This is a genomic window from Pseudomonas endophytica (assembly GCF_001411475.1).
GTDB classification, from domain to species: Bacteria; Pseudomonadota; Gammaproteobacteria; order Pseudomonadales; family Pseudomonadaceae; genus Aquipseudomonas; species Aquipseudomonas endophytica.
The window spans coordinates 1-26879 of the sequence record NZ_LLWH01000196.1 but is presented as its reverse complement, the minus strand read 5'-3'; the positions used below and the strand labels follow the sequence as shown (position 1 = coordinate 26879).

The following is a 26879-nucleotide window of genomic DNA, read 5'->3' as shown; positions in this document are numbered from 1 at the left end:
AGATCTACACCCGCGCTGAGGCTCTTGACGCCGTCCTCCACGAGGTTACTTCCCTGCGCTGCCTCTGTCGTTACCGCGACATCGTGGATCTGGATAACCTCCGGCAAGGCGTAGACCAGACGCGTGTACTCGAGTGCAATCGCAGGCACTATTTTAACGCTTTTGCTCAGCGACTTACTGGATGCCTGAAGAGTGCTGACGTTCTCGTGTGAACGGTGACCAAGTAGCAGGCGTACATCGTTGGCGATGTCAGGGGTCAGCGCTTTAAAAGTGACTATCTGTCCAGAAGGATGCATATAGCCAACCTGTTTCAGCGAGCGCGACTGCTCCTGTGTCAGCAACAGTTGAGGTCCGTTGGCGTCTGGAGCCTTATCTTCTCGTCCCAGCTTACTGCCTGTCAGCTTCGCCAGCTCTTCCGAGTATCGAATGAAAAGTTGCGAGGCGCCGTGTTCCCACGCCTGCTTTACTACGGCCCTCATTTTCATCTTGGTTTCACTGGTGGTATCGAAAACGTTGGAGATCCAGTTGCCGAAACCTTCGTGTTCTTCCTTCAACACCTTATCTAGCGCATCACTGGCCTTTAAAAGCGCCTGGCTTACCAACTCACTTACCAGTTTCAGATGAGTATCCCGCAGGTCCTGCGCTGCGTCATCGAACTCTTCCAGTACCGCTTGCAACACCTGCGCACCTTCTGTGCTTTCGTCGGCGCTAAAATACAATTGCGACTTACTACGGATCAGGCTTAACACCCGTGTCAGGTCCTTACCGACCAGATTGGAGAGATCGCTCATTTGCAAATGACGGTTGGCCTGACCGGTGAAGTTTAGGTCGTGGATCGCGCGCTCCATGTGAGGCATCCAGTGCTCGATATATGCGGGGTCGTCGGTACCAGTCAGGATGATGTGACGCTCAGCGGCCTCGGCCGATACCTGAAACGTTGTTTGCGCACTGTTGCGTAGCTGCTGGCGCTCGGCTAAGTCATCGCGGCTGTCTTCAGTTTTGGTAATCGCCACATAGGGCCGAACACCCGACAGTTCGCCGCCAAGCATGTCTTTGACGATCTCGACTTGTTGTTGATTAGCCATTCGAGTTTTATCGGTTACCACAATACAGCCACCTGCCGCCACCATGGCCTGACGCATCAGTTCCTGCCAGGCACGGTTATCACGGTCCTGTTTCTCATAACCGGGCAGTAGCAACCAAGCTTGGTTGTCGCGCTTGAAATACCGACGCGGCACACGTAGCATGGGCAGTAAATCACCGGTGGCGGGATCGCTGATTACTCGATGAAATTCGGCGACCTCGACCGGAACATCCTGAAGCGTGAAACTGCTAGCTCCCTCGTCTTTCAACAAACGGCGCACAAAACCCTGTACCTGTTGCAAGCCTTCCTGCTCCAGAACCAACACAGGCATTTTCTCACCCCGGCCCTCGTTGCCCTCAAGCCATTTATCTTCGGCTTCGAGCAAGCCATACAAACATGCCATCAACGTCGTCTTGCCCGCCCCTTGAGAGCCGCCAACTGCAACTACCCAAGTGTCGCCTAGCACCTGAGCAAGCAACAGCCGGCGCATGACTTCCAGTAGCTTATCGTCGATTTCTTCATTGCCCAGATCAGTGCAGGCACCGCGGAGGTGGCGCAGTGCATTGTTCAGGCTTTCAAGCAGGACTTCGGGGGACTGCAGGGTCACTATCGTTTCCTTTTTCGATCGTCGATGTTGCCGCCGCTTGGCGGCCCTGAAAGCAAGCCACTTTTTACTGGAGACTCAGGCAGGGCTAAGAGAGCTCTGAGTACAGATGACCAGTAGAGTGCTGAGTATGGGAACGGATGCTGGGGGGGTACACGAGGGTGGCCAGGTCACCGCTGGCGAAAAACTGCAGACTTGCATCACACGAATCCCTTTTGCTCTGGGTTCACCTAGCGCGGCTACGTGACCGCTGTTAGTCAACTTTCCTATTAGGAATCTATCGGCTGGCCGCTTGAATACTTAAACCTCAGGGGCATTCAGCGCCTGCTCTTACTTTTAAGACTCAGTTTCAGGAACCCGATCCAAAACACAGCTTGATGGTCCTCAGGCTACTTGCCAGCGCAAGCTACAACACAATCTACGACTTTTTCGAGGGCGCCGTATGCCAGCTCCGGCGACCAGTGCGAGGACGTCATCAAGCTGTTGCCTGTTCAGCCACTTTCGCTGAGGTACGCAATTTGGCTGAACTAAAAAATGGACTCGTTCGCCCAGTGGTTCCGCTACTGAGGTATAGCGAATGCGCCAAATTGCCGGGATATCCATTGAAAAAGTCATTCAAATGCGCATCGATCTCAATCGGCCAATGGAGCGTGCGCGCTTACTGCTGAAAAGCTACTTCTGATGATTGTAGCTATTCGTGCGCAAGCGAAATTTTCCGATCAATAGCGTTCCTCACCCCATGGTTCTCGTAGGGCAATTATCGGATACTGCCATTGCGCCAGCACCCATTTTCAAGGTTCAAACGACTCATGGCAAGGAAGAAGGCAAAAAACTCCACAAGTAACGGCATCCTGATCATTTTCGCTCTGGCCTTCGGCGCAGTCGCATCGATCCCGAAAAATGCTTGGATCGCCATTGGTGTTATTGCTTGCATTGCCCCGCTTTTTTGGCTGCTGGTTCGTCGCTCAAGGCGACATGCCGAGCAATTGTCAGTGGCCATTTCGGAGACGGAACATCTGCGAGAGCATCAACGATCAGGCCTCACTTTCTCTATGCGTGAGGTTTCAGGGAGCCATATGGGCACAGAGGAAACCTCTGATTTTTACACTGTCCAACTCGGCTCAGCATCTTCAAAGTCCTTCAAAATTCCAAATGCGAGCACGCAAAAACCTGACGTTCTCTGGGTGCCAGCAGGTGAATCTGTCACCGTTTCCGGTTTTTCAATTCCCGGTGGCATGTTCTATATGGGCAGCGTGCTAGGTGGCCGGCACGATGCCGAAGAACCCTCACTGATAAACCCCAAGCTCCGTATTGCAAAGACACACGTCGATCTAGAAGAACGGCTGATGTCCTATTGGCCCAGTTTTCACTCCATCACGTCAGAGGCTCGCCGTGGATACCTTCAATGGCTGGAGGGTGGTCGTCGTTACCCACTGGCAGACACCGGCTACGTCTTTTTGTATTTCTATGGTTTAGAGCGTCGAGTACTCGTTGACGCAGTGAGTGACCCGGGCGTCAAGGCTGAGCTTCCTTTGATCGTCGAAGAGGTCCAGCGCCTATTGAGTATCTATGGGGAAAATAGGTCGTTCAGGGGATATGCGGAAGGTTTTCTGGATTACCTGAGCAACACCAAGATCGATCCAGACCTTTACCTTGGCCCACCTCCCAACGTTGTCGCTTATAGCTACGAGATGCCACTGCCACTGCGCGTAGGTCTGGGGCAATTCGCCTCCAACAAGCGCCCCCTTGATGCCGATTGGGCATTAGCCTGGACGCTAGCTGACCCCAACATCAGCAAACGCACGCCCGTGACCCGCTGTAAGGATGTCTTTTCGAGACTGTTCAAGCTTAAGTACACAAGCGCCCATCCTAAGGGTCTTAGCCTGGCGCAGAACAAGACCAAGCTTAAAACCAGCTATCGGCCGGCCTCCGCGGTCTTAATGGCGCCCACGCTTAGCTTGGGTGACCTTCCTGATGTCCTGGCCACGTCAGGCACACGAAAAAGCATGCAGTTGCTGGTTGAGCTATGCACTACCGAGCTTGAACCCTACAGCCGATATTTGGGCCGCAACCCTGATAGCGCAGAAGCTCTCGAAGGTCTTCTGCAGCTTCCCGTCGCTCTCTGGCCGACGGCAGCCCGTACAGAATTGGACGAGCTTCAACTCAGAATTGGCGACGACCTGATTGTCATGAGCTTTGGCGAACTCGCAGGCCGGTTCAAGAGCGCCGGCGCCCTGTCCCGCGACAAAGTACTTGCACTTGCACGCGCACTGGAATCGCTTCACATCGGTATTGAACCCGACGTACTGGCTGGCAGTAAGACACCGAAGGCAGAGGATCAAATCGCGCTGTTCGTGACTCAACCAGAAGACGGGTCACTGCGAGCTTCTGCAGCTTACAATGCTGCTTCGGTGACGCTCGACCTTGCTAGTGCTGTGGCTTCTGCCGATGGTGATACCTCCACTGAGGAAGTTACCCTGCTTGCTCAACACATCGACTCCTGGAATCACCTGAGTGTCGCCCATCGCAAACGCCTTAAAGCACACCTGCGAATCCAGATTCAGCAACCACCAACGCTGGCCAGCCTGAAGAAAAAACTCGACCCACTAACGGTCGAAGCCAAACGCACGATTGCCAGCTTCCTGGCCCATCTGGCGCAAGCTGATGGCATCGTCAGCCCATTGGAAGTGAAACTTCTTGAGCGCGTTTACAAGGCCCTGCAGCTAGACAGTCAGTTGCTGTACAGCGATCTCCACGGTGCTGCATCTGGAGCGAGTATTGCCTCCGTAAAACCAAAAGCCGGCATTCCTCGTTCCGAGCCTGGTACCCCGGTCACCGCCACTGCGAATCAAGGGTTCGTGCTTGATCACGAGCGCATTGCAGAACTGCAACGAGAAACCGCAGAGGTCTCCGCCCTCCTTGCCAAAGTCTTCACTGATGACCAGGTTGACGAATCGGAACAGTTGGTCGATGTGGCAGAATCGGTACAAGAATCGAGTGCAGATATTGATGGTCTCGATTTAGAACACTCTGCATTCCTTCGGTTGCTGATCTCACGCACTGAGTGGAGCCGCTCCGAACTTGAAGCTGCCGCCAGCGACATGGAACTGATGCTCGATGGTGCCCTGGAACAAATTAACGACATGGCTTTTGAACGTTTCGACATGCCCGTCACTGAGGGTGATGACCCTGTCGAGATCAATACAGACATTCTGGAAGAGTTAGCCCTATGAGCACTATCAGAGCCAAGGATCGCGATGCGGTCATCCAGTCGCTACGCGCAGGCGTCGTTCCTCGCGTAGGCCAACACCTGATTCAGGTTGGCCGGGTAGGCGAACTAGATGCACTGATCAAGGACGTCAATCGCCTGGTTGAAAGTGGATCGGCATTTCGAGTCGTCATTGGCGAGTACGGTGCGGGCAAGACGTTCTTTCTGAACCTGGTACGAGCCATTGCCATGGAGCGCAAGCTTGTCACCATGCATGCCGACTTGAACCCAGATCGCAGATTACATGCCACGGGTGGACAAGCACGTTCGCTTTACTCCGAGTTGGCTAAAAACATGTCGACGCGTACGAAGCCCGACGGTGGGGCTATGCAAGGCATTGTTGAGAAATTCATCTCCCAGGCCAAAACCGAAGCCAAGGCGGCGGGTACGGACAGCGAGACTGTTATTCGTGCTCACTTGGCCGAGCTGACCGAGATGGTCAACGGGTATGATTTTGCGGAGGTGATTGCCGCCTATTGCCGAGGTTTCGAAGAAGGCAACGAGCAGCTCAAGGCCGACGCCATCCGTTGGTTGCGTGGAGAGTTCACCACTAAGACTGATGCCCGAGCAGCGTTGGGCGTACGAACCATCATTGATGATGCCTCCGTCTACGATCAGCTCAAGCTCTTGTCGAGATTCTTCAGACTTGCAGGTTTTGGCGGTCTGATGATCTGCCTCGACGAACTGGTCAACCTCTACAAACTGGCCAATACCCAAGCTCGTAATACCAATTACGAACAGATCCTCCGTATTCTCAACGACTCTCTGCAGGGATCGTCCGAAGGGCTTGGTTTCGTTTTAGGTGGCACGCCTGAGTTTTTGATGGACACTCGTCGGGGGCTATTCAGCTACCCTGCCCTGCAATCTCGATTGGCCGAGAACTCGTTTGCGAAATCAGGATTGGTGGATCTGTCGGGGCCGGTCATTCGCCTGACCAGCCTGACCCCGGAAGACTTCTACGTACTGCTTCAGAAACTTCGTCACGTATACGCTGGCGGAGATGCTGAAAAGTACTTACTGCCTGACGAGGCGCTCCCACTGTTTATGGCGCATTGTAATCAGCGCTTGGGGGAATCCTACTTCCGTACGCCGCGCACCACGATCACAGCGTTCATCAACCTGCTAGCCATCCTGGAGCAAAACCCAGGCGCCGATTGGCGGACGCTGCTTGGAGCTGTCGAGGTCGCCAGGGACTCAGGCGGCGAAGACGATACCAAAGTCGATGCGGATGATGAACTTGCCACCTTCACACTCTGAGTCATCGGGTTTCGATCAACTTGAGTCCCGAGTCCAGCGATGGATTTGGGCGGAAGGCTGGACTTCTTTGCGCGACGCCCAGGAATGGGCAGTACCTGTGCTGGTGGATGCCGATCAGGATGTCATCATCGCCGCAGCAACAGCGGCAGGCAAAACCGAGGCTGCTTTTCTTCCCATCCTCACCAATCTGCTGAATCATGATGACCCACCCGGTTCGGTGCTGTATATCAGCCCGCTCAAGGCCCTGATCAACGACCAGTGGGACAGGTTAAGCCGTCTTTGTGAGCAGCTTGAGATTCCCGTAGTGGCTTGGCACGGGGACATCTCCTCAAGCAAAAAACATCGTTTTTTGAAGTCCCCTGAGGGGGTGCTTCTGATCACTCCTGAATCCCTTGAAGCCCTGTTCGTCAACCGCGGTTCTAGTCTTGGCGGGGTGTTCCAGCACCTGCGCTATATCGTCGTGGATGAGCTGCATGCGTTCATCGGTAGCGAACGAGGCAAGCAACTTCAGTCACTGATGCATCGGGTAGAACTTGTTGCCGGGCACCGTCTCCCTAGAGTCGGGCTCTCAGCCACCCTCGGCGACATGAAGATGGCGTCGGAATTTTTGCGTCCGGGAAATGCCGATGGCGTTACCGTCATTGAATCAAAAAGCTCCAACCAGACTCTCCAGGTGCAAGTTCGTGGTTACATTCAGCCACCCATAAGCGAGCTCAAGAAGAAGCCCATAAAGCTTTCTGAGCGAGAGGGAAATGAAGACGAGACAGAGAACGAGGCAAGCCCAGACTTCGCGATCGCTGATCATCTTTACAAGGTGTTACGCGGCAGTAATAACCTAATTTTCCCAAACAGCCGGTCTCAGGTTGAATGGTACGCAGATCAACTGCGACGGCGCTGCGAGAAAGACGGCGCGCCTAACGAATTCTGGCCTCATCACGGTAGCCTTTCGAAGGACTTACGTGAGCAAGCAGAGCATGCTCTCAAGGCAGGGACTCATGCAGCATCCGCGATTTGCACCACGACGCTTGAGCTCGGTATAGACATCGGCAGCATCAAAACAGTCGTGCAGATTGGTGCCCCACCATCGGTGGCGAGTCTGCGACAACGTCTAGGGCGATCGGGAAGGCGCCCAGGAGAAAAAGCAACGCTGCGCGTTTACTGCAAGGAGTCGCCACTCAAAGATGGATCGAGCCTCTCGGATCAACTGCGCCAAGGCTTGGTTCAAACCATTGCCATGGTTCGACTGCTGGCCGAGGGGTGGTTTGAACCTCCCAGGGCTCAAGGCATTCACGCGTCCACCCTCGTTCAACAATGTCTTTCAGTGATTGCCCAGTGCGGCGGTGCATCTGCTGCAGATCTCTGGAAAAGTTTGATTGCTGAGGGAGCATTTCCAAAAGTTGAGAAACCAGACTTTGTGAAGTTGCTCAAGGCGCTCGGCGAGCACGAGCTCATTGTTCAGGACAGCTCAGGGTTGCTTCTTCCTGGGACGGTTGGAGAGCGATTAATCAACCACTATGAGTTCTACAGCGCATTCACCAGCGACGAAGAATTTCGCCTTATATGCGATGGTAAGGCACTGGGATCTGTGCCGGTAAGCCGTCCACTGACCAAGGATCAGCGCATTATTTTCGGAGGCCGGAGGTGGCAGGTTCGTGATGTTGATCTCCAGGCCAAAGTCATCATCGTTTCAGCAGCACGCGGTGGTGCCCCTCCTCAGTTCGATGGTCTGGGTGCGATGGTGCATGACAACGTACGCCAAGAAATGCGAGCCGTCTTGGCAGACACAATCCCCTGCCCCTTTATTGATCAAGGGGCTCAAGAGCTTCTCGACGAGGCTCGAAAGACATTTGTTTCGCTGGGCCTTGGTAAGCGCTACATAGTTGAGTCGGGCGGTAAGTGTTATCTGATGAGCTGGCTAGGTGATCATGCCAACGATGCACTGCGGTTGTTACTCAACCATGTCGGCCTTTCTTGTGATAACACAGGCCTTACCATTGAGGTTGACGCCGACATCGGTCGAACCCAAATGGCACTGAAGGAAGTCGGAAGCCTGGATGCTGCTGATTTAGACTCGATACTTCCGGAGGTGGAAAACATGCTGCGCGAAAAGTGGGATTGGGCACTGCCGCAATCCTTGCTGATGAAGTCGTTTGCTTCCATATCGCTCGATATCTCGACCGCAATTCTTTTTGCACAGAGCCATTCTCTGGAAAAATAAGCGGAAGAAACTGCGCCGCATTGATCCGATGCTAGACGCAGAAAACACTGCGATGCTTCCCCGCAGGGCTGATGATGAGTGATCACCGCCGGCTCCGCTTTGCTTAATCTGGGCCTATTTACCGGCCGGCACGGAATGATTTGTTTTTAATCGAGTATCGTGGCCCACCGGCTAACACTTAAACATCGAAATCTCCGAGAAGCTGACCTTCGATTAAAACCAGGTCGATATTTAACAGTTCTCAGTCGACCAGCTCCGTGCCATCATTTTGCAATCCACCCCAGCGATAAAAGGACGTACCGATGGCACAACAATATTTCATTCCGGCCCTGATCGGACTCTTCAGCTTGCTGTTTCTGGGGATCGGTTTCTGGATCAATAGCCGTATCGCGGCAGGCAAGCTGGCTCAACAATTCTCCGAAATACAATCCAGTCATCAAGCTGAACACCAGCAATTGCTGAACGATGTTGCGCTTTCTCGGCAACGTGAGCAGCAAATGCTCCATGAGCAATCGGAACATCAAAATGAGCTGAAACTGGCCAGTGAAGCATTGGCGAACCATCGAGAGATCGAGAAGCAGCTCAGCATTCAGCTCAGCGAGTTCAAGACTTCGCTGGAGGCCGAGAAGCAACGCACGCTCGATAAAGTGCAGCAACTTGCAGAGGCCGCCGCCCTCACTGAAAAACACAGCGTGGAAACGAACCAACTCCGGCTACAGCTCGGCGAATTAAAACAAGAGCTTGGGCAAGGCCAGGAGCAGACTCGGCAGTTGGATGAGTTGAAGCAGGCGCTGAAGCAGCAGCAAGCGCGTTTTGAAGCAGCTCAACTACAACTGCAAAAACAAGGTGAGCATCTAGGTCAAAGCGCGGAACAAGCGCATCAGCTCCTGGAGGTAAAAACCGCCAATAAGGACCTCCAAAGTCGTCTCGACAATACCCAGGAAGAATTCAAAAAGCAGCGCGAACAATTGGGGCAGGCAGCAGAACAAAAGGACCAATTGGACACGCTGCGCAACACATTGGCCCAACGAGACAAAGAACTAGGCGATACGCGAGATGAACTCAGCCTTGCGAAGCAGAGTCTTGCCGAAATAAATATGCGCCACCAGCGCGACCAGCACTCAGCTACAGAGAAACTGCAGCTGTTGGAAGATAACAAGGTTCAACTCAAGCAGGAGTTTCAGAACCTTGCAAATCAGATTTTCGACAGCAAACAGCAGAGCTTCTCTGAGCAAAGCCGCCAAGGGCTGGACACTCTGCTAAAACCGTTCAAGGACCAGCTCGAATCATTCCGTCAGCGAGTGGATCAGGTTCACTCCGATACCGTGCAAGGCCAAAGCTCGATGAAAAGCGAGCTGGTCAAGCTGATGGAATTGAACGTCCAGATCACAACCGAGGCGTCAAATCTTACCAAAGCGCTTAAAGGTGACAAAAAACTTCAAGGCACCTGGGGCGAGCAAAAGGTAGAGATGCTGCTCGAGCAGGCAGGGCTGCGTAAAGGGTTCGAGTACCACCGCGAGGCGAACTTCAAGAACGACGATGCAGGAAACAATCGACCAGACTTCGTGGTCAATTTACCCGAAGGTAAACACATCATCATTGACAGCAAGATGTCGCTGGTGGCCTACACGGAGTACGTTTCCGCCGAAACCGACGAAGATCGCACCAAAGCCCTGTCCGCACACGTTCTGGCGTTGAAGAACCACATCAACGGATTGTCCGATAAGAAATACACCGACCTTAACGGCATCAACTCTCCTGACTTTGTGTTTTTATTCATGCCGGTTGAGCCCGCGTATTTGGTCGCGGCTGAGCACAGTCCGGGGGTATTCCAGGCTGCATATGAAAAACGTATTGCGATAATTACCGCCACCACACTGCTGCCAGTTCTGAGGGTCGTATCGAATCTGTGGAGCATCCAACGTCAAAACAGCAGCACGCTGCAACTCGCAACAATGGCGAGCAAGGTCTACGACAAGTTGCGAATCTTCGTGGATAAAATGGACAAGCTCGGTAATCAGATCGCTACGGTGCAGAAAAGCTACTCAGACAGCGTCAATACGCTGAAAGGGGATCACGGAAGCCTGACCAAGACCGTGGACAAGTTCGTCGCTTTGGGCGTCACGGTCTCCAAGCGTCTACCAGCATCAGCTGTGGGAGACGATGAAGAGATGGAAAGCGAGTTGGCAACACTTCCGGTGGAAAGTGCGGCCAACACCTAACCTAAACAGTGAGCGGTAATCCTTGCCGCTCATTTTGCCTCAACAGACCCCGAGCACTCGTTCGAAATCACTGGCTTGAATTTCCCCCGAGCCGCTCAACATATCCCTCGCCAACGCCCGTCTCTTGCTCAACAACTCATCCAGCGTCGCTTCAAACGTTGGCATCGCCGCATCCCGCACTGTTGGGTAATACACGTAAACATCCTTCTCCTGTCCAATACGATACGCACGATCAGTGGCTTGATCTTCCTTGGCCGGGTTCCAGCATCGGGTGAAGTGGATGACGTGGTTGGCAGCCTGAACGTTGACGCCAAAGCCAACTGCAATAGTCGAGAGGATGATCACAGAGAAGCCCGGCTGATCCTGGAACTGGTCGATCAGTTTTTGTCGGCTGTTCGCGCTCTGGCTGCTGGTGCTGGTGTCGCCGTTGATCACGGTTGCGCGGAATCCGAAATACTCCTGAATGGCGTGTTGGAGTTCACGCTGGATATCACGCAGTTCGGTAAAGAGAATGACTTTGTCACCCTTCCCTGCCTTTTTGATGGACTCAAGGGTATCGAGCAGCCAGCGCAGCTTCGGCGAGTTGTCACGCAGGCGTTTGTCCGGCTGAACACTGTAGGGGTGAGCACAGATGAGTTTGAGCTTATGCAGCAGGCCGAGCATGCCGGAGGTTTTCTGATCAAGCTGTTCTTCGATCTGTTGCTTCTGGCTATAGGCCGAAATTTCCGAGAGGTAAAGATTTCGCTGTAGGGCGTGCATCGACAATGAACGGCAACCCTTGTCTTCGATTTTCGCGGGCAGGTCTTTGGCGATATCCTGTTTTGTGCGGCGCAGGGTTTGCGGCTCAATCAGCCCACGCAAGCGTTCCAGGGCAACGGTGTCTCGCTCAAGTGCAGCTTCGATGGGTCGCTGGTACTCGCGACCAAACTGGTTCAACCCGCCAAGGAAGCCTGGCTGGATGAAGTCGAACAGGCACCAAAGATCAATCAGGGAGTTTTCCACTGGCGTCCCGGTGCAAGCTACCCGGAATCGAGCCGGAACAGCCTTAATTGCCTGAGTCACCAGAGCGGCAGGGTTCTTCAGTTTCTGAGCTTCGTCGCACACGACGATCGACCATTGCTGGCGAGCGAGGGAGAACTCTTGGTCACGAAGCGTTTCGTAGGTGGTCAGTACGATGCGTGCACCGCCAACCCAGCCCGGACGAAGTAGGTTCTTGATACCCTTAGCCTTCAAGTCGGCAGGAATCTCATCTTTCTTGAACTTCACCGCGCTCAAAGCCGAGCCGTAAAGCTTCAGGACTGGGAGTGCGTCAGCAAAGAAGAAGCGGTGCAGCTCTCGCTCCCAGTTATCGAGCAATGAAACCGGCGCAACGATCAAGGTCGGCTTGTCTTGAGGATTTTGCTCCAGGTACCAAACCAGAAACGTCAGCAGTTGAATGGTTTTGCCCAGGCCCATGTCATCGGCGAGCAAGCAACCTGAGACGTCTGTCGGCGAAAGCCGGAAGAGATGTTGAAGCCATGCAATGCCCTGTAACTGATGTTCTCTCAAGATGACTTCGGGTCTTAGCAGGCTCGGCAGCTCAGGCTGGGCATCGAGGGCTGCTCGTAGGGCTTCCTGACGTACTTGAACGTACGTTGGCTCGTCGATGTTATGACCAATTTGAAGTACCGCTCGACCTACTTTTTCTTCAAAACTCGAAATCTTGGTCTCGGGTGTGGATATCTTTTTGGACCAGGCATCAAACAGCTGCTCTGCCGCCGCGATGGAAAGCGGCGTGTCGGAGAGTGGCATCAGTACCGTATCATCACCTGCCGCGCGAGCCTCGCCCAGCCGTTGCTCGAACTCATCAAACTGAGCCCGATCCGACGGATCCCAGCGCCCGAGGATTTCGGCGTCGGAGCCCAAATCCGCGAGGTCTTTAGGCAACCAGTTTTCTGTCGCCTCCTTGACCAGGAAAGGTGACGTGATGCGCTCTGCTTCGCCGATGCCAGTGACACGATCGCCATACAGCGACAAATCCAACACTGCGTCGAACTCCGCGCCAGCCGCTTCGTTCTGCCAGCGTCTAAGCAACTCACTGATGCCTGCCAATTGACGCAAATCGAAGTCGCTTAATTCAAGCTCGTAACCCTGCCAGAAGCCCGCCGGCATGCCTGCAGCCAGCTTCAACTGAAGTTCATGCACGAAGGGAGCAAACTTATGGGCTTCGTTGAACGGCAGTTCTATCGATACTTGCGGTGTTGGTGAAATGGGCTCAAGGGTCAGGTTAATGCGCTGAATGCGTAGACCTGTATCGTTTAGCTCGGGCTCAAGATGAAAATGGTGAAAGAAGATACCAGCGTCCGCCAAGTCGCTCTCGTAGGTGTCAGCGTCCAACACCTGACTGGCACTATCACCCAAAGCGCTATAGGGATTGCGAATGAATGAAAGCGCATCGTCGCCCGCCACCCGGCGTCCGTGCAGTGAACGCACATAATCTAGTACCGATTTTACTTCCGGCTCGATCAGCACATGGGTCAGAGATCCGTCAGCCCCGATGACCCGGTAACGATCCTGCACTTGTTTGTGGGCATCGAAATTTTCCAACCAATTTTCAGGCTGCCCGTCGAATGTAGGTTCCAGCTCGATGACAGGCGTATTGCCTACGCTCGATTTACGTGGATGGAGACGAAGGTTTTCGGGCCTGACCACAACGGTTTTGTCGAGAAAACCGTCCATGCCTGCGCCAGCCTTGCGGGCCAGCTTGCGGACGCTGGCCCAGCCGATCTGGTTGGTAAGTTCGCCAGGGCTTTCTTGTTGCGATAAATGGAGTTGCCGAACAGCACTCACCAATTGGTAAGTTGCCTCAGGCAGCAGCTCGATTTTATCGCCATGCGTGAGGACAGCGCCCGCACGTTTGGTTTGCACTGTCGCCGCGGATTCGCTATCGCGCCAAGCACCTATTGATACCTTGAAATCGTTCGAAGCAAGACTGCCTTGGCTAGTGAGCTGCGGCGTCAAATTCGACTGCTTTGGCAATCCGAGTAACGGTACGCTGCTGACGTGCCCTTCCTCATTCAAAAGTCGATAAAGCTCGTCCCACGGCAGTAGCCAGCGATCACTGAGTTGGGATACGAACTCTTCCTCTTCGAGCTGATCGAGGTAACCTACAAGTGACCAAAACTCAGTACTGTCGGCAAGGCTCAGCGGGAAGCACAATCCCTGCTCCTCTATCGAGTATAGTGGCAAATTATTGAACTCACCGGACTTCGGCAGCAGGCCTTTTCCAGATAGAAAACGCTTGAGCATTACTGCCTCCAGAATTTCAGTGGCTGATTGTTGACGGGCTTGAAGCCGAGGCGCTGCAGAGAAGCCATGGCCGCTGGCTCATGACTTTCAAGTTGCACTTGTAAGGCTCCGCCTTTGGCGCGGGAGTCATACACCCTATGAGAAATCCCCTTCAACGCTTCCGCCAACTGCGCTTCGAAAGCAATAGTTTTGGGTGGCGACCTGAATGGGTGATCACCTCGACTATCAATGTGCCCATCAGCCCGGATACCGAGTTCTGCAAGAGTCTCGTCAAATTTTGCCAGCCATCCGCTAACATGGTTTGGCCTTGATGGCATAGCCATATGTCCCATGGGTTTTACGGCTGATTTATTTTTCTGTTTCAACTCCGAGTTAAGATCCAGATAAATCTGGTCCGGGTTGAACGGTGCGCTGTCGGCTTTGTAGACGTAACAAGCGTTGCCTTTCTCCGAAAACTCGACGAACAGATAATTTGCAATTTGCATAATGACTGCGTTGTTGCTTGATTTACTGCCCGCCAGGTAGCTCAAACGGCCATTGTTTTTTCGCCGAAAATCAACAAAGTCAGACCCGGCATCCGTTTTGGCGTCTGCACCCAACACAATCCGTGTATAGCTCATCTGATCCGCGAAACGTAGCCAATAGAACAGGCGTGCCTGATCTACATCCCTATCGCCTTTGAGGAGATTGAAGAAGTGCTCAAGGTCTTCTTTAGCAAACCACGCGACCACCATCGCACAAACGTCTTTCTCCACGTACTGAAGCCAGCTATTTTGCCTGGAGCGAATTTGTGGGCTGCCCCAGTTATCCAAAGCACTCTGTTTGAGAAGGGACGACGGTTTTTCCCGATACGACGCTGCGTGATAACGCGTCAGGCAGGCGCTGAGGAGCGCATTCATGTATGTCGGATGCTGACGCCCGATCTCAATGAAGTCGGGGAATCTTTTCGAGAACTCGTCGTCTTCCAAATTAAAGATTCGAGACAGCAATACGTTAAATATCCGGTGCCATAACCAACTGCTGTCAGGTATCTGCGCGATTGTTTGCAGCACCGAGAGATCACTGATCTCGCCGTTGAACATCTGCTCGCCAAGCGTCACCCCAGCCTGTTCGGAAAACAGCTGCTTATGATACTGGACGATACGGATCCATTCTTTTTCACGAGTCTGTTGCGCCTTTACACAAGCGAAACCATTGCGGATGTCGCCTTGCAACAAGCACCAGACCGGATTCGTGTCGGGCTTATCGGACTCGTAACCGAAGTAGCTGAAACAAAGCGCCAGCCAATCGCGGCGGCTCAGGCGCCGTTTTTCGATCCGCTGACTGACCTCGATATGGACTCGACCATAAAGTCGCTCGTCTTCAAGAATGGGGCCCACACTCTCGACTTTATCGGCGAGACCGGCGAAGACCATGCGCCATTCGGAGGACGACAGAGGCAGGACATTCCTGAATTTATTGATGGCGGCTCTACGTTTTTCCTGAGGCGGTGGCAATGCTTTCTCTGCCCGCTCAAACCGGTCGTATAAATCGGCACTGGCAGCTTCCATTCGAGGAAAGCGAGCCAACGGTTCAGAACTGATCGCGATTCTACGGGCATCGAGCCTGAGCGCTATAGCTGACGACAGCTTGGCTAATGCACTGGTCATCGCGTCATCGCCAACTGGCATTTCTCGGACACTGTGCTGGCGAATACTGGAACTTCTGGTTTGAGGTTTTCCTCTTTCTCCTTCAAACCGTAGAACTGCATTCTCAGTTCAACTCGGCGGCTTGCCTCGTTGGTGTCCTTTGCGTTGTTGAAAGAAACACCACCCGCCAGGAACATCGATCTGATCTGCTGTTGTCTTTCAGCTGAAAGGCCGATTTGCAAAGGGCTGCGACTATCAAGCAGGCTACACATCACCCACTCGGACCGTTGTAAGGACAGGTGCAGGTTATATAAATACGAGCCGACGGTATCAGTAAACCCCTCGATAACAACCTGCTTGAACCACTTCCGCCCTTCTTCGCTATCGGCAGCATCAAGAATGAGTGGCACTACGCCCTGAAGGGCACTTTGACCCTCGTCGCTCAAAGAATACTGGTTATGCCCAAAACGTCCCGCCTCACCGAAACTGATCCGATTGTCTTTGCAGTCGACGACGATGGTTGCATTAGAATGCTTAGCCTTGAGCTGCAAATGCTCGCAGAGCTGACTAATGTCGCGACTGCGCTGTTTTTCGCCCTGCTCTGACTGACTGATCCTCTGGGTGACCGAGCTCAAAGCTGCAACCATCACGACGAGAAACAGAATCATCATGGCGGTCATCAAGTCTGCAAAAGAGATCCAGAACGGTTTCTCCGCATCATCCTTAGCGCGAGCCACCGAAGGCATTTGCTTACCAAACATATGTCAGGCTCCATTACTGCTTGATTCGTTCCATGATGTCGCCGAAGTCTTCAATGCTTTCCTTCACTCCATCGACGCCACCAGCCAGACTTTTAACAGCTTTATCCAGCTCCGTATCCAGACTACCCAACGTCTGCCGGAGTACCCTGTCCATGCCGTCGCCAAACTCTTTGAAACCATTGCCTAAAACGCCGCTGATGTTTTCCAGGTACTCATGAACCTCGCGATTGAGCGACTGCATGCGTTCCGATTGTTGCTTCAGATCCTGAAGATATTGAGCACGTCCGCTGGCCTCAACTTGCGCGCTGGCTACCACCCCTTCGATAACGGTTAGTGTTTTGCTCAACGATTCACGGTTGTTGCGATAGTCCGCGACGATGCTGTTCAATTCTCGTGAGGCCTGAGCAAGCTCGGCACCAGCCCCCTGAACAGTGCCCAGCAAACTAGCCGTCGATTCACTGGCCTTCGATACACTCAATCCAGCATTTTCAAAGCGCTCAGCTGCGGCTCTCATTTTGTCTGCACCAAGTTGCATGCTTTGCAGATGCTGTTCGGTTTGCGCGCTTAATGCTTTGACGTTGTCTCGCGAGGCTTTATTTTGTTCCGCGACAGACTGCAGCAGCGTTTTGAGCTGCTCGTCCAGCCCCCCCACCAGCGCGCGAGTGCCGTGATGAAGTTCTGCCTGTGCAACGCGAGTGGACTGATCCATTTGCTCGCGCCCACTTTCCAGTTTTTTGAAAACAGTAGAAAGCTGCTCGCCGAGCACTTCTACAGAGCCTGCAATCTTGGCCATGGTTTCTTGTTGACCTTGGCCCATGTTTTTTTGGATTGACTCGACAAACGACTGAAGACTCTCGGCCATCGCCAGCTGCCGCGCCTCGCTGTCGGCGAACATTTTTTCTAACTGCTGTGCCATGCGCGCGCCAGCGTCTTCGCCCTCAGTGCCGATGCGGGCAATGGATGACTGCAGATTTGCCAGCATCTCGTTCATGCCAGCCTGCATGGCACTTTGGCCGGTCTGCATGTCGGCAAGCAGCTGTGCAATCATTGCCGAGCTGCTCTGATTCGAGTTTTCGCTGGCCGAGCGCATGTCTTGAATGAGGCTGGAGAATCCTTGCTGCATTGACTGCATGGCAGCGACAGACTGGCCCATCATTTCATTCAGGCCGTTGAATTGCTGGCCGAAGGTGCCTTCCAGCTTGTTCATGAATGCCACCAGAACATCCTGAAGCAGATTCTGCACTTGGCCGGATTGATCGCCGCTGGCAGCCTGTACAGCCCCGGCAATCGCTTCCAATGGCGACTTCAAGCTGTTTTCAATGGCACTGCTGACCTGATCCGCCAACAGCTGCCCGGAGTCACGATAGGTCGTAGACAATGTGTCTGCCAACTTGAGGCTTTCGCGGACCTGTGTATCGACGAGGTTTTGCAGCATTTCCCGAAGATCCGTGACGAGGCTGTCTTTCAGTTGGCGAGTCTGGACCGAGTTTTCAGCACTGGACCTTACAAGCGCAGCAAGATATTCCTCGCCAACTCCGCTGTCGAATAGGCTATCGATTGCCTCATTCAGCGATTCAAGGTGCTTGTAACAGCGCCCTAATCGCCACTTTTCCGAGACAGTTACGATGATCGACGCCATGATGGAGAGAAATGAACCGATGAAGGCAAAGAGTACATCCTTCAGGAGCTTGTCCACGCTTGAGTTGACCAGCTCCGGCGTGCTTGGATCGAAGTGCTGCAACCCTAGCATCAAGCCGAAGAAGGTTCCAACAATGCCAACCCCCGTCAGGATGCCTGGCAGGTGCTTGAAAAATTCAGTAGCCAGCGGTGTATCGACAACACTCTGACCGGTAAAAAAGTTCGCCGCGACAGTAGTCGCACGGGAGCGCACCAGGCGATCCTCGCCTTCGTGATATTCGAACTGATTGTGAAGGGTCTCTGAATACTCTTTCCAAAGATGCTTCAGTTTTGTCGCATTGAATACTTTCGACAGCTCTGCTTGAAGCTGATCAGGCGACTTTGCCTTGATAGTAGCAATGCTACTCGTAAGCGACTTGAGCCTTCTGCTCAACACGAACGATGGGATGAAATATCTTCCGATGTACCAAAGACACAAGACTGCCACGGCCACCATGACTACACGCGGAGCTATTAGCTGAGCAGTGCTGGCGTCGCCCCACAATTTCAATAATGTCGAAAAGTCCACACTTCAGCCTTCAAATTTATCTTTTACGCGCTAACAAGCGCTTCACGCAGGAAGAAACGCGTGACTTGCCGGCACGCTTGTTCCAACGATGTTATTTCAGGGATGTCTGGATGCCTGATCCTTCAGCAGAATGCTAAGGATATGCAACGAAGAAATGGGCGCTTAGAGAAGAAACGTCATCCTTGCGAGGCAAATATCTATCCATGTCCTTTTGCCAGCACGATACGCTTCATTCCTCCGTACGGTAAAGCCATATGCGAACGTCAGCCGACCAAGCGTGTCGCCTATAAGCACATGAAAACGAAAATCCGACTCTGATGGTTTCCATGCCCGAGGCGCGAATCACGCGACCACCCGACGCCGAACTCACACCCCATTCGACATCTCTCGAACACTTCTGGCTACGCACTCAGCCCTATCAGTCCAAGCGAGAGTCTTGTTCGCGATTTTCAGAGCAATGATTAACTGTTCAAGAACGGACAGCTCTGCGTAAATCTGTGTTCGGCCGGAAGGTCTGACTGGAAGCATTGACGTGCTGCTTGTGCCTTCCGGGACAAACTCTGGCCTTTGTATCAGCTGAGGATTCCACCCAGAGCCAGTGGTTTTGTAGGGGTAAAAGCCACTCAAAATAAAAAGGGGTCGCGAGATAAAATCTCGCAACCCCTTGAATTATATGGTCGGGACGGAGTGATTCGAACACTCGACCCCTAGCACCCCATGCTTGCTCGTAAAATCTATTAAGTCGTTGTAAGTAAAAGAAAATTTAAATTATGAATGATGGCAAAATGTACTGCTATTCGTGCTTAGGCAAACGGTAAACCGTGGCCTTCAGGGTAGGTTTTGCGCAGCTTCGGTACCACCTAATCTCCAGCTTTTGATTACAGCCGTTCTCAGGCCAGTAACGATGAACTTATTGCTTTCGGCCAAAAGCGGCCAGTCGCCTTTGGCTGACTGTCACCTCACACATGAGCATCTGGCGATTAGCAACAGCCAGTGCGCGCTCCAGCAACTGGCTCGAATAGCCCTTCGACGAGATTACAGGTGGATACCGTCGATCCGAGGCAGGTTGATTCGCAAGTGCCTGACATAGCGAGTAGCTGAGCCCGTATACCCTGAAGGTTCGCAACTTTCACCTCGATAGCCGCCAGGTGTTTTTTTACAACCGCCAAGGCGTCTCCGCACAGATTGCTGGTATCTGCTGCTAGCGTGATCAACTCGCGAATGTCTTCAAGCGGAAAACCTAGCTCTCGGTTTTGCCGAATGAAAATCAAATGTGATCTGTGGATGTCCGTGTAGATCCTATGCTTGCCGGCGGAGCGATGAGCTGGAGGTAGCAGCCCGATTTTCTCGTAATACCGAATCGTTTCAATATGGCAGCCAGTAGATTTGGATAGTGCGCCAATGCCTGCCATGCAGGTTTCTCCAATCAGTTGTTGATTCTGTAGTGGCTACAGATATTACCCTAAACAATTGAAATTAACCGCGACGCAAAGGGCTTGGCGTGTACAGAGATCTACTTGAAGAAAATCAAATTCCTATCTATTTCATCGCCGTCATCGGCGCAGCCATCGGGGGGCTGCTGGCCCCACATACCGCTCAGGGTCTAGACATACTGGTGACGCCAGCCATCGCCGTACTGATGTACGCGATGTTCTTGCAGATCCCTTTTCTCGATATCCGGCAGGGCCTGCGTGATCGGCGCTTCATGGCTGCTTTGTTGATCGCAAACTTTGTGCTGATCCCTCTGCTGGTGTGGGTCATGACGAGAGGGCTCGCTGAGCATCCAGCACTACTCATCGGCGCTTTACTGGTGCTGCTCACCCCCTGCATCGACTACGTTGTGGTCTTCACCCTTATCGGGAAAGGAGACTCCAGGCTGACGCTGGCAGCGACGCCCGTGCTACTTCTCCTTCAGCTCGTGCTGCTGCCCGTTTACCTCGCGTTTATGCTGGGTGGCGAATCAGCAGTGGTCATGTCCATCGCGCCTTTCATTGAGGCTTTCCTAGTTTTGATTGTGCTGCCGTTGGTACTGGCTGTAGTCACCTCAGCAACAGCAAAACGGTCACGTCTGGTTACTGGATGGAACAGCGCATGGGCGTGGATGCCGGTTCCGGCCATGGCAGCCGTGCTGATCGTAGTGATCGCTTCGCAGATCACTAACGTGGTTCAAGACATCGAAAATCTGCTGCCCGTAATTCCCGTTTACATTGGTTTCATGCTGTTGGCGCCTGTGGTCGGAGCCTTAACTGCCAGGTTCTTCCGATTGCCCGCTACAACCGCTCGGTCAGTGACATTTAGCACCTCGACCCGTAACTCTCTTGTCGTACTGCCCCTCGCACTGGCGCTCCCTGAGGACGTGAGGGCACTTGCCGCTGCCGCTGTTATCACGCAGACCCTTGTAGAGTTGGTCAGCGAGCTGATTTACATCCGGGTCATCCCGAAGCTCGTATGGCGTAATAAGTAATCACCCTGACTTGTTGGGCTCGTTGTTTCCCGAGCCCTTCAGCGGCTTTAGACGGGGCGCAGCCTTGTAACGGCGAGGTCAGCTCTGCTGCTCTGCGGCTGCCATTTACCCATATAGTCGCAACGCCACCGGGCTATCTGATCCTCCGGCTAAGCTCGTGCTCGCAAATCAATTCTAGATATGTGAATATTCGTATATTCGACTTTTCACATATGTAGACGCGCCATGCTGACTCCATCTGAAGCCTTCAAATGCCTTGGCGATGAAACCCGCGCGCGGGCCACCCTGCTAATTGCCGAGCATGGGGAGCTTTGCGTATGTGAACTGATGTGCGCCCTCGAAGATAACCAATCCAAGATCAGTCGCCATCTGGCACAACTGCGCAGTGCCGGTCTGTTGCTAGATCGTCGCCAGGGGCAGTGGGTCTACTACCGACTCAATCCCGATCTTCCGCTATGGATCAATGAGGTGCTCGCTGCTACGGCAGGTGGCAACGTCACCTGGATGGCGGATAGTACCTCTCGATTGAAGAAGATGGTTGGTCGCCCTGAGCGTGCCGCCAGCTGCTGCTGAAAGGCATAAGGAATCCATCATGCTGATAGCAGCCGCCGTATTTCTCTTCACTCTCACCCTAGTAATCTGGCAGCCCAAAGGGCTTGGTGTCGGCTGGAGCGCGAGCATCGGTGCAATCCTTGCTCTTGCAGTAGGCGCTGTATCGCTGGCAGACATTCCCACTGTCTGGGCGGTAGTCTGGAATGCTACCGCCACCTTCATCGCGATCATCATCATTAGCCTGCTGCTCGATGAAGCAGGATTTTTCGAATGGGCAGCGCTGCACGTGGCGTGCTGGGCCAACGGTAGTGGGCAGCGACTATTCGCATTCATCGTGCTGCTGGGGGCTGCTGTGTCGGCCTTGTTTGCCAACGACGGCGCGGCACTGATCCTCACCCCCATCGTCATTTCTTTGCTGATGGCGCTGCGCTTCTCGCCGGGGGCAACGCTGGCATTCGTCATGGCGGCGGGCTTCATTGCCGACACCGCCAGCCTGCCGCTCGTGGTGTCGAACCTGGTGAACATCGTCTCAGCCGACTTCTTCCAGCTGGGATTTGCCGAATATGCTTCGATTATGCTGCCCGTAACAGCGGCCAGCGTCGCGGCGACTTTACTGGTGCTGTTTCTCTACTTCCGCCGTGACGTCCCAGCTACCTATTCTCTGGCAGACCTCAAGACGCCGGAGGTCGTTATTCGAGACCACGCCACCTTCGTCTTCGGGTGGTGGATCTTGGGGCTTCTTTTGGTTGGGCTGTTTGTATTGGAGCCGATGGGCGTTCCAGTCAGTGCCGTTGCAGCAGCGTGCGCAGCAATCCTCTTCGCGGTCGCTGCGCGAGGCCGCACAATCTCGACACGCCGTGTATTGCGCGATGCCCCCTGGCAAATCGTGGTGTTCTCTCTCGGTATGTACCTGGTGGTTTACGGCCTGAGCAATGCAGGCCTGACAGACTACCTGACAAGCATCCTCAATCTATTCGCCGAACACGGCGTATGGGCCGCTGCGCTGGGAACAGGGCTTGTATCGGCGCTGTTGTCATCGGTGATGAACAACATGCCCAGTGTGCTTATCGGCGCATTGGCCATCGGTGCCAGCGACAGCAGCGGTGTGGTACGCGAGGCGATGATCTATGCCAACGTCATCGGGTGCGACCTGGGGCCAAAAATCACCCCGATTGGCAGCCTGGCCACACTGCTTTGGCTTCACGTACTTCAGCGCAAAGGCATCCGTATCACCTGGGGCTACTACTTCAAGGTCGGCGCCTTGCTCACCTTTCCGGTTCTGTTCATCACCCTATCGGCACTGGCCCTGCGCCTGAGCCTTTGATTTCGCCAATGGCGACAGGAGCAAGTATGCGAGTGCTTTTCATGTGTACGGCCAACAGCTGTCGAAGCATCCTGTCAGAGGCGATGTTCAACCACATCGCACCTGAGAGTTTTGTTGCGGTAAGTGCAGGCAGTTTTCCAAAGGGCCAGGTCTCGCCCCGCAGCCTCACCACTCTGACGCGCGCAGGAATTTCCATTGAGGGGCTTAGCAGCAAGGGCAACGATGCGTTCGAATCGAATCCTCCCGATATCGTCATCACCGTCTGTGACAAAGCTGCTGGCGAGGCTTGTCCTGTTTATTTCGGGCCAGCGCTAAAAGCTCACTGGGGCCTGAAAGATCCATCCGAGGTGCCCGGTGACGAGGCCACTGTCGACGCGGCGTTCGATGCCACATTGGCTCAGATAGAGAAGAGATGCCGTGCCTTTCTCGAGCTGCCCATCGCTACCCTGGCTCGTGACGAACTGAAGCGCGAGTTGGATCGCATCGGCAAACTGTGAACGGAGCCCTCATGTCCACCGATCTTCCCAACCTCAACTTGGCGCTGGTTGCGCCGTTGCGTTCAAGCAACGACCACAGCACGCGCAAGCCGAAAATCCTTCTGCTCTACGGTTCGACCCGTGAACGCTCTTTCAGCCGCCTACTGGTTGAAGAGTCCGCGCGCCTGCTCGATTACTTCGGTGCAGAAACGCGCATCTTCGACCCCTCAGGATTACCGCTGCCCGATGATGCACCGGTAGACCACCCAAAGGTACAGGAGCTACGCGATCTGGTGCTGTGGTCAGAGGGCCAGGTCTGGTGTTCGCCGGAGCGCCATGGCGCTATGTCGGCAGTATTCAAGGCGCAAATCGACTGGATTCCACTGGCTCTTGGAGCGATACGACCAAGCCAGGGCAAGACGCTTGCCGTGATGCAGGTATGCGGCGGCTCCCAATCCTTCAACGTAGTCAATCAACTACGCGTTCTCGGACGCTGGATGCGTATGTTCACCATTCCGAACCAGTCATCAGTGGCCAAGGCCCACATGGAATTCGACGCTGTCGGACGCATGAAACCATCGGCCTACTACGACCGCGTCGTCGATGTGATGGAGGAGCTGGTCAAATTCACTCTACTGCTGCGCGACCAGACTGAGTTCTTGGTAGATCGCTACTCCGAGCGCAAGGAGTCGGCTGAAGAGCTATCCGCTCGCGTCAATCAAGCTAGTATCTAAGTCGCCCAGTGACAGTCGAAATCAGGGTAGTGTTTCGGCTATTAAGGCCATCTACATGTCGGTTGTAATGATCCTAACGGCGGCGGGGGGATGGTTTACCGATAGCGTGGTTTCACTAAATGCTTGCTCGAATTACAGCTTTTGGCCGAAAGCCGCCCGTCGGAGAGGCAGCAATCGGCCCAGAGTGTGTAAAAACGCGCTGATGCACTGTCGGCGCGCAGCGCTGACGGTTGTTAGCTGGGTAATTGCTCGCAACAAGTCCTGTGGATCATCACGAGGGCCTGGGAGCTCCTAGCGCCGCTTCTATCTTGCTGTGTAGCCAAAATACAGACCCTTTCAGGCCGACAGCGCCTTCATCAAACCGTTAGCACCAAGGATTTTCATCACTCGCTTCAAGTTATAGGCGAGCACGTTCAAGCTCATCTCGGCGCTTACTCCGTTCAGCTTCCGTGTCAGGAAATGCGTGGCGCCCATCCATTGTTTGAGTGTCCCGAAGGGATGCTCGACCGTACGTTTTCGGATCCGCATCATCTCCGGCGCGTTGCTTAGCCTGTTCTGCATTTCCTCCAATACGACCTCATGCTCCCATCGCCGAACTCGCCGTTGCTTGCTCGGTGTGCACTTCGATTTCAGCACGCATCCCTGGCAATTAGAACTCCAGTACCGGTGCAACTTCAGGCCTTTTTCAATGCTGGAAAAGCGCCAGATCAACGCCTCTCCAGCGGGACAAATGTATACGTTTTTTGCCGCGTCATAGACGAAGGCATCGTTATTGAAACGCCCGTCAGCCTTGGCTCCAGAGGTCATGGGCTTAGGCACATAGGCGGTGATGCCTGCATCGTGACAAGCCAGGATTTGTTCGCTTTTGAAGTAACCTCGGTCCGCCACTACCGACAACGTATCTGACGCCATCGCCTCGCGGGCCTGCTTGGCCATCGAGCTGAGTTGATCGCGGTCGGAACCGACGTTGGTAACCTCATGTGCAACGATCAAATGGTGCTGGGTATCGACCGCTGTCTGCACGTTGTAACCGACGATTCCAGTGCCGCGAGTCATCATGGAGCGGGCGTCTGGATCGGTCAGTGATACCTGTTTATCCGGTGATTCGTTGAGCTGAGTTTCAATGACCTGTAACTCTTTCATCTGAGCTTTGAGCTTGTCGATTTTCTCTTGCAGACGACCAGCCTTGGGCTGAGCGATCGAGGGTTCTTGCCGATCGGCTTCGTCGAGCGCAGTCAGGTACCGATTGATACTCGATTCAATTTCTTCCATCCGCCGCTTCAGCTTGGCGCTGGTGAAATTGCGGTCGCGGTTGTTGACGGCCTTGAATTTACTGCCGTCGATGGCGACCAGATTTTCTCCGAACAATCCCAGCTGCTGGCACAGCCCCACGAATTGGCGGCAGACGCCTCGGATGGCCTTGCTGTTGTCTTTTCGGAAGTTGGCGATGGTCTTGAAATCGGGCATCAAACGTCCAGTCAGCCACATCAGCTCGACGTTGCGTTGGGCTTCTCGCTCAAGACGCCGACTCGATGGAATGCGGTTCAGATAGCCGTAGATGTAGATCTTTAGCAGGATCGCTGGATGGTAAGCTGGCCGGCCAGTATCAGCAGGTATGGCGCCTTCGAAACCCAGTTTGACCAGGTCGAGTTCGTCGACAAAGACGTCGACTACGCGCACCGGATTGGTATCCGTGACGTAATCGTCGAGGCTCTCCGGAAGAAAGGTTCCTTGGCCTCGATGTTCACCTTGGATAAAGCGTTTCATGGACGATCCCTGCGATGAAATCCTCAGAAATCATAGCAAGGGTTTGCGAAAGCGTTTTTACACACTCTGGGCCAATAGCGGACGCTCGAGGGTGCGAAATTGCAAACCGAACTTCAGTTCTTCGCCTTAAATAAAAATTTTAGTTGCTCCAGTTTGACAGTTGGGCAGGGTTGGCGATTTTTTTATGGATCTTCCGTGGAATGTGCGGAGCCTCCTCTGCCAATGCATCAAGACGAGAACGGACGTTGTGTATTAGCTCCTGAGTTATTGGCGTCGCTAATCCGATCTGTTCAAACTCTCTTCCAATGGAGTTATATTTAGACCCCGCAGTCCTGAATTTATCATCGTAAGAATATCTCTTACAGATAAGTTCGACGTAGCCTGCCTATGACTCCAAGTCAGAAACCTTACACTTGGCGAATGGCGGGCGGCCAAAGCCCTAGAGTTCCCGTAGTCGCATAATTGCATCTGTGATTGTTTGCGCGTTCGTATCCAAGGTTTCCATCGCCGCAACTGCGTTTTCTGCAACAGCGTCTACGCCATTACCTGAAAGCCATTTCGTGACCTCCTCAATTGCTGCGGCCAAGGCATGTTGGTTGTGCAGCAGCAATGTCAGAGCATCTGCCGTGGCGACGTTGGATTCAGAACTGTTTGGCATGGGATCGTCCTTGAGCGAGGTTCCTTGACAGCGTAGTCCAGGGCAGTCGGATCATCACCAACGCAGCGTTTGCCGCACAGCATTTCTCGCACCAGAACAGTGCGCCAATCCCATATGACCTTTTTTTCAGACGCCAAAAACCACAAACCCCCGACTTTCTCTAGGAAAATCAGGGGTTTGTGTTTTCTGAATCTGGCGGTGAAGGAGAGATTCGAACTCTACCAAATTTTTGCCATGATCAATGCTTTTCGGGACTCACGTTAGCGTCCGCTTCTGGCCCAGAGTGTGTAAAAACGCTTTCGCAAACCCTTGCTATGATTTCTGAGGATTTCATCGCAGGGATCGTCCATGAAACGCTTTATCCAAGG

The 26879-nt window shown here is 53.6% G+C and carries 18 protein-coding genes; 10 read left to right on the top strand and 8 right to left on the bottom strand.

All coding sequences use genetic code 11. The features are described 5' to 3' along the window. The coding region (locus AQS70_RS17640) for a hypothetical protein (RefSeq protein ID WP_055104041.1) at window positions 1–1691 on the bottom strand (1691 nt) is incomplete at its 3' end. An 806-nt stretch (window positions 1692–2497) separates the two neighbouring features. Between AQS70_RS17640 and AQS70_RS17635 the strand changes: the two genes are divergently transcribed. The 4 genes from AQS70_RS17635 to AQS70_RS17620 all read left to right on the top strand — a co-directional run bounded on the left by AQS70_RS17635 (window position 2498) and on the right by AQS70_RS17620 (window position 10653). Further along, entirely contained in the window at window positions 2498–4921 is a 2424-nt protein-coding gene (locus AQS70_RS17635) for a tellurite resistance TerB family protein (RefSeq protein WP_055104040.1), read from the top strand. Next, on the top strand, window positions 4918–6213 hold the full coding sequence (locus AQS70_RS17630; protein WP_055104039.1) for an ATP-binding protein: 1296 nt from the start codon (window positions 4918–4920) through the stop codon (window positions 6211–6213). The genes AQS70_RS17635 and AQS70_RS17630 overlap by 4 nt, the downstream gene beginning before the upstream one ends. After that, window positions 6188–8431: a DEAD/DEAH box helicase gene (locus tag AQS70_RS17625; protein WP_082428151.1), complete on the top strand. Its 2244-nt coding sequence runs from the start codon at window positions 6188–6190 to the stop codon at window positions 8429–8431. Before AQS70_RS17630 ends, AQS70_RS17625 begins: the two co-directional genes overlap by 26 nt. 302 nt (window positions 8432–8733) lie before the next feature. Then, window positions 8734–10653: a DNA recombination protein RmuC gene (locus AQS70_RS17620; protein ID WP_055104038.1), complete on the top strand. Its 1920-nt coding sequence runs from the start codon at window positions 8734–8736 to the stop codon at window positions 10651–10653. A gap of 39 nt (window positions 10654–10692) precedes the next feature. Here AQS70_RS17620 and zorD read toward each other — a convergent pair whose 3' ends face one another. From zorD to AQS70_RS17595, 5 genes are all read right to left on the bottom strand, one after another. Further along, window positions 10693–13941 (bottom strand): type I Zorya anti-phage system protein ZorD, encoded by a 3249-nt coding sequence (zorD, locus tag AQS70_RS17615; protein ID WP_055104037.1) that lies wholly within the window; start codon window positions 13939–13941, stop codon window positions 10693–10695. Beyond that, a complete protein-coding gene (gene zorC, locus AQS70_RS17610) occupies window positions 13941–15590 on the bottom strand; it encodes a type I Zorya anti-phage system protein ZorC (RefSeq protein ID WP_055104036.1) in 1650 nt (549 codons plus the stop codon). The genes zorD and zorC overlap by 1 nt, the downstream gene beginning before the upstream one ends. After that, on the bottom strand, window positions 15587–16330 hold the full coding sequence (gene zorB1 / locus AQS70_RS17605) for a type I Zorya anti-phage system protein ZorB1 (RefSeq protein ID WP_053162988.1): 744 nt from the start codon (window positions 16328–16330) through the stop codon (window positions 15587–15589). Before zorB1 ends, zorC begins: the two co-directional genes overlap by 4 nt. A gap of 13 nt (window positions 16331–16343) precedes the next feature. Beyond that, window positions 16344–18536 (bottom strand): type I Zorya anti-phage system protein ZorA1, encoded by a 2193-nt coding sequence (gene zorA1, locus AQS70_RS17600; RefSeq protein ID WP_055104035.1) that lies wholly within the window; start codon window positions 18534–18536, stop codon window positions 16344–16346. Between the two features lie 980 nt (window positions 18537–19516). Then, a complete protein-coding gene (locus AQS70_RS17595) occupies window positions 19517–19948 on the bottom strand; it encodes a MerR family transcriptional regulator (RefSeq protein WP_055104034.1) in 432 nt (143 codons plus the stop codon). Between the two features lie 89 nt (window positions 19949–20037). On the opposite strand from AQS70_RS17595, the gene AQS70_RS17590 reads away from it, so the two are divergent. The 5 genes from AQS70_RS17590 (at window position 20038) to arsH (ending at window position 24086) form a co-directional block, all read left to right on the top strand. Next, on the top strand, window positions 20038–21000 hold the full coding sequence (locus AQS70_RS17590; protein ID WP_055104033.1) for a bile acid:sodium symporter: 963 nt from the start codon (window positions 20038–20040) through the stop codon (window positions 20998–21000). A gap of 225 nt (window positions 21001–21225) precedes the next feature. Continuing rightward, a complete protein-coding gene (locus AQS70_RS17585) occupies window positions 21226–21573 on the top strand; it encodes a metalloregulator ArsR/SmtB family transcription factor (RefSeq protein ID WP_055104032.1) in 348 nt (115 codons plus the stop codon). A 19-nt stretch (window positions 21574–21592) separates the two neighbouring features. Then, a complete protein-coding gene (locus tag AQS70_RS17580; protein WP_055104031.1) occupies window positions 21593–22876 on the top strand; it encodes an arsenic transporter in 1284 nt (427 codons plus the stop codon). 26 nt (window positions 22877–22902) lie between these two features. Continuing rightward, window positions 22903–23373, top strand: coding sequence for an arsenate reductase ArsC (locus AQS70_RS17575; protein ID WP_055104030.1), 471 nt, complete (start codon window positions 22903–22905; stop codon window positions 23371–23373). An 11-nt stretch (window positions 23374–23384) separates the two neighbouring features. Further along, the gene (gene arsH, locus AQS70_RS17570; RefSeq protein WP_055104029.1) at window positions 23385–24086 is read left to right on the top strand and encodes an arsenical resistance protein ArsH; all 702 of its coding nucleotides are present in this window, start codon (window positions 23385–23387) and stop codon (window positions 24084–24086) included. A gap of 336 nt (window positions 24087–24422) precedes the next feature. Here arsH and AQS70_RS17565 read toward each other — a convergent pair whose 3' ends face one another. Both AQS70_RS17565 and AQS70_RS17560 read right to left on the bottom strand, forming a co-directional pair. Beyond that, window positions 24423–25853 carry an IS1182 family transposase gene (locus AQS70_RS17565; protein WP_055104028.1) on the bottom strand — a complete coding sequence of 477 codons (1431 nt, stop codon included), beginning with the start codon at window positions 25851–25853 and terminating at the stop codon, window positions 24423–24425. 439 nt (window positions 25854–26292) lie between these two features. Continuing rightward, window positions 26293–26511, bottom strand: a complete 219-nt coding sequence (locus tag AQS70_RS17560; protein ID WP_055104027.1) for a hypothetical protein — start codon at window positions 26509–26511, stop codon at window positions 26293–26295. A gap of 179 nt (window positions 26512–26690) precedes the next feature. On the opposite strand from AQS70_RS17560, the gene AQS70_RS23955 reads away from it, so the two are divergent. Further along, window positions 26691–26879, top strand: a 189-nt coding sequence (locus AQS70_RS23955) for a hypothetical protein (RefSeq protein ID WP_206542151.1), incomplete at its 3' end; no start/stop codon positions are given.

Bases quoted from the DNA above. Each gene is read 5' to 3' on its own strand.
- AQS70_RS17635 (WP_055104040.1), top strand. From the start codon at position 2,498: ATGGCAAGGAAGAAGGCAAAAAACTCCACAAGTAACGGCATCCTGATC.
- AQS70_RS17630 (WP_055104039.1), top strand. From the start codon at position 4,918: ATGAGCACTATCAGAGCCAAGGATCGCGATGCGGTCATCCAGTCGCTA.
- AQS70_RS17625 (WP_082428151.1), top strand. From the start codon at position 6,188: ATGAACTTGCCACCTTCACACTCTGAGTCATCGGGTTTCGATCAACTT.
- AQS70_RS17620 (WP_055104038.1), top strand. From the start codon at position 8,734: ATGGCACAACAATATTTCATTCCGGCCCTGATCGGACTCTTCAGCTTG.
- zorD (WP_055104037.1), bottom strand. From the start codon at position 13,941: ATGCTCAAGCGTTTTCTATCTGGAAAAGGCCTGCTGCCGAAGTCCGGT.
- zorC (WP_055104036.1), bottom strand. From the start codon at position 15,590: ATGACCAGTGCATTAGCCAAGCTGTCGTCAGCTATAGCGCTCAGGCTC.
- zorB1 (WP_053162988.1), bottom strand. From the start codon at position 16,330: ATGTTTGGTAAGCAAATGCCTTCGGTGGCTCGCGCTAAGGATGATGCG.
- AQS70_RS17595 (WP_055104034.1), bottom strand. From the start codon at position 19,948: ATGGCAGGCATTGGCGCACTATCCAAATCTACTGGCTGCCATATTGAA.
- AQS70_RS17585 (WP_055104032.1), top strand. From the start codon at position 21,226: ATGCTGACTCCATCTGAAGCCTTCAAATGCCTTGGCGATGAAACCCGC.
- AQS70_RS17580 (WP_055104031.1), top strand. From the start codon at position 21,593: ATGCTGATAGCAGCCGCCGTATTTCTCTTCACTCTCACCCTAGTAATC.
- AQS70_RS17575 (WP_055104030.1), top strand. From the start codon at position 22,903: ATGCGAGTGCTTTTCATGTGTACGGCCAACAGCTGTCGAAGCATCCTG.
- arsH (WP_055104029.1), top strand. From the start codon at position 23,385: ATGTCCACCGATCTTCCCAACCTCAACTTGGCGCTGGTTGCGCCGTTG.
- AQS70_RS17565 (WP_055104028.1), bottom strand. From the start codon at position 25,853: ATGAAACGCTTTATCCAAGGTGAACATCGAGGCCAAGGAACCTTTCTT.
- AQS70_RS17560 (WP_055104027.1), bottom strand. From the start codon at position 26,511: ATGCCAAACAGTTCTGAATCCAACGTCGCCACGGCAGATGCTCTGACA.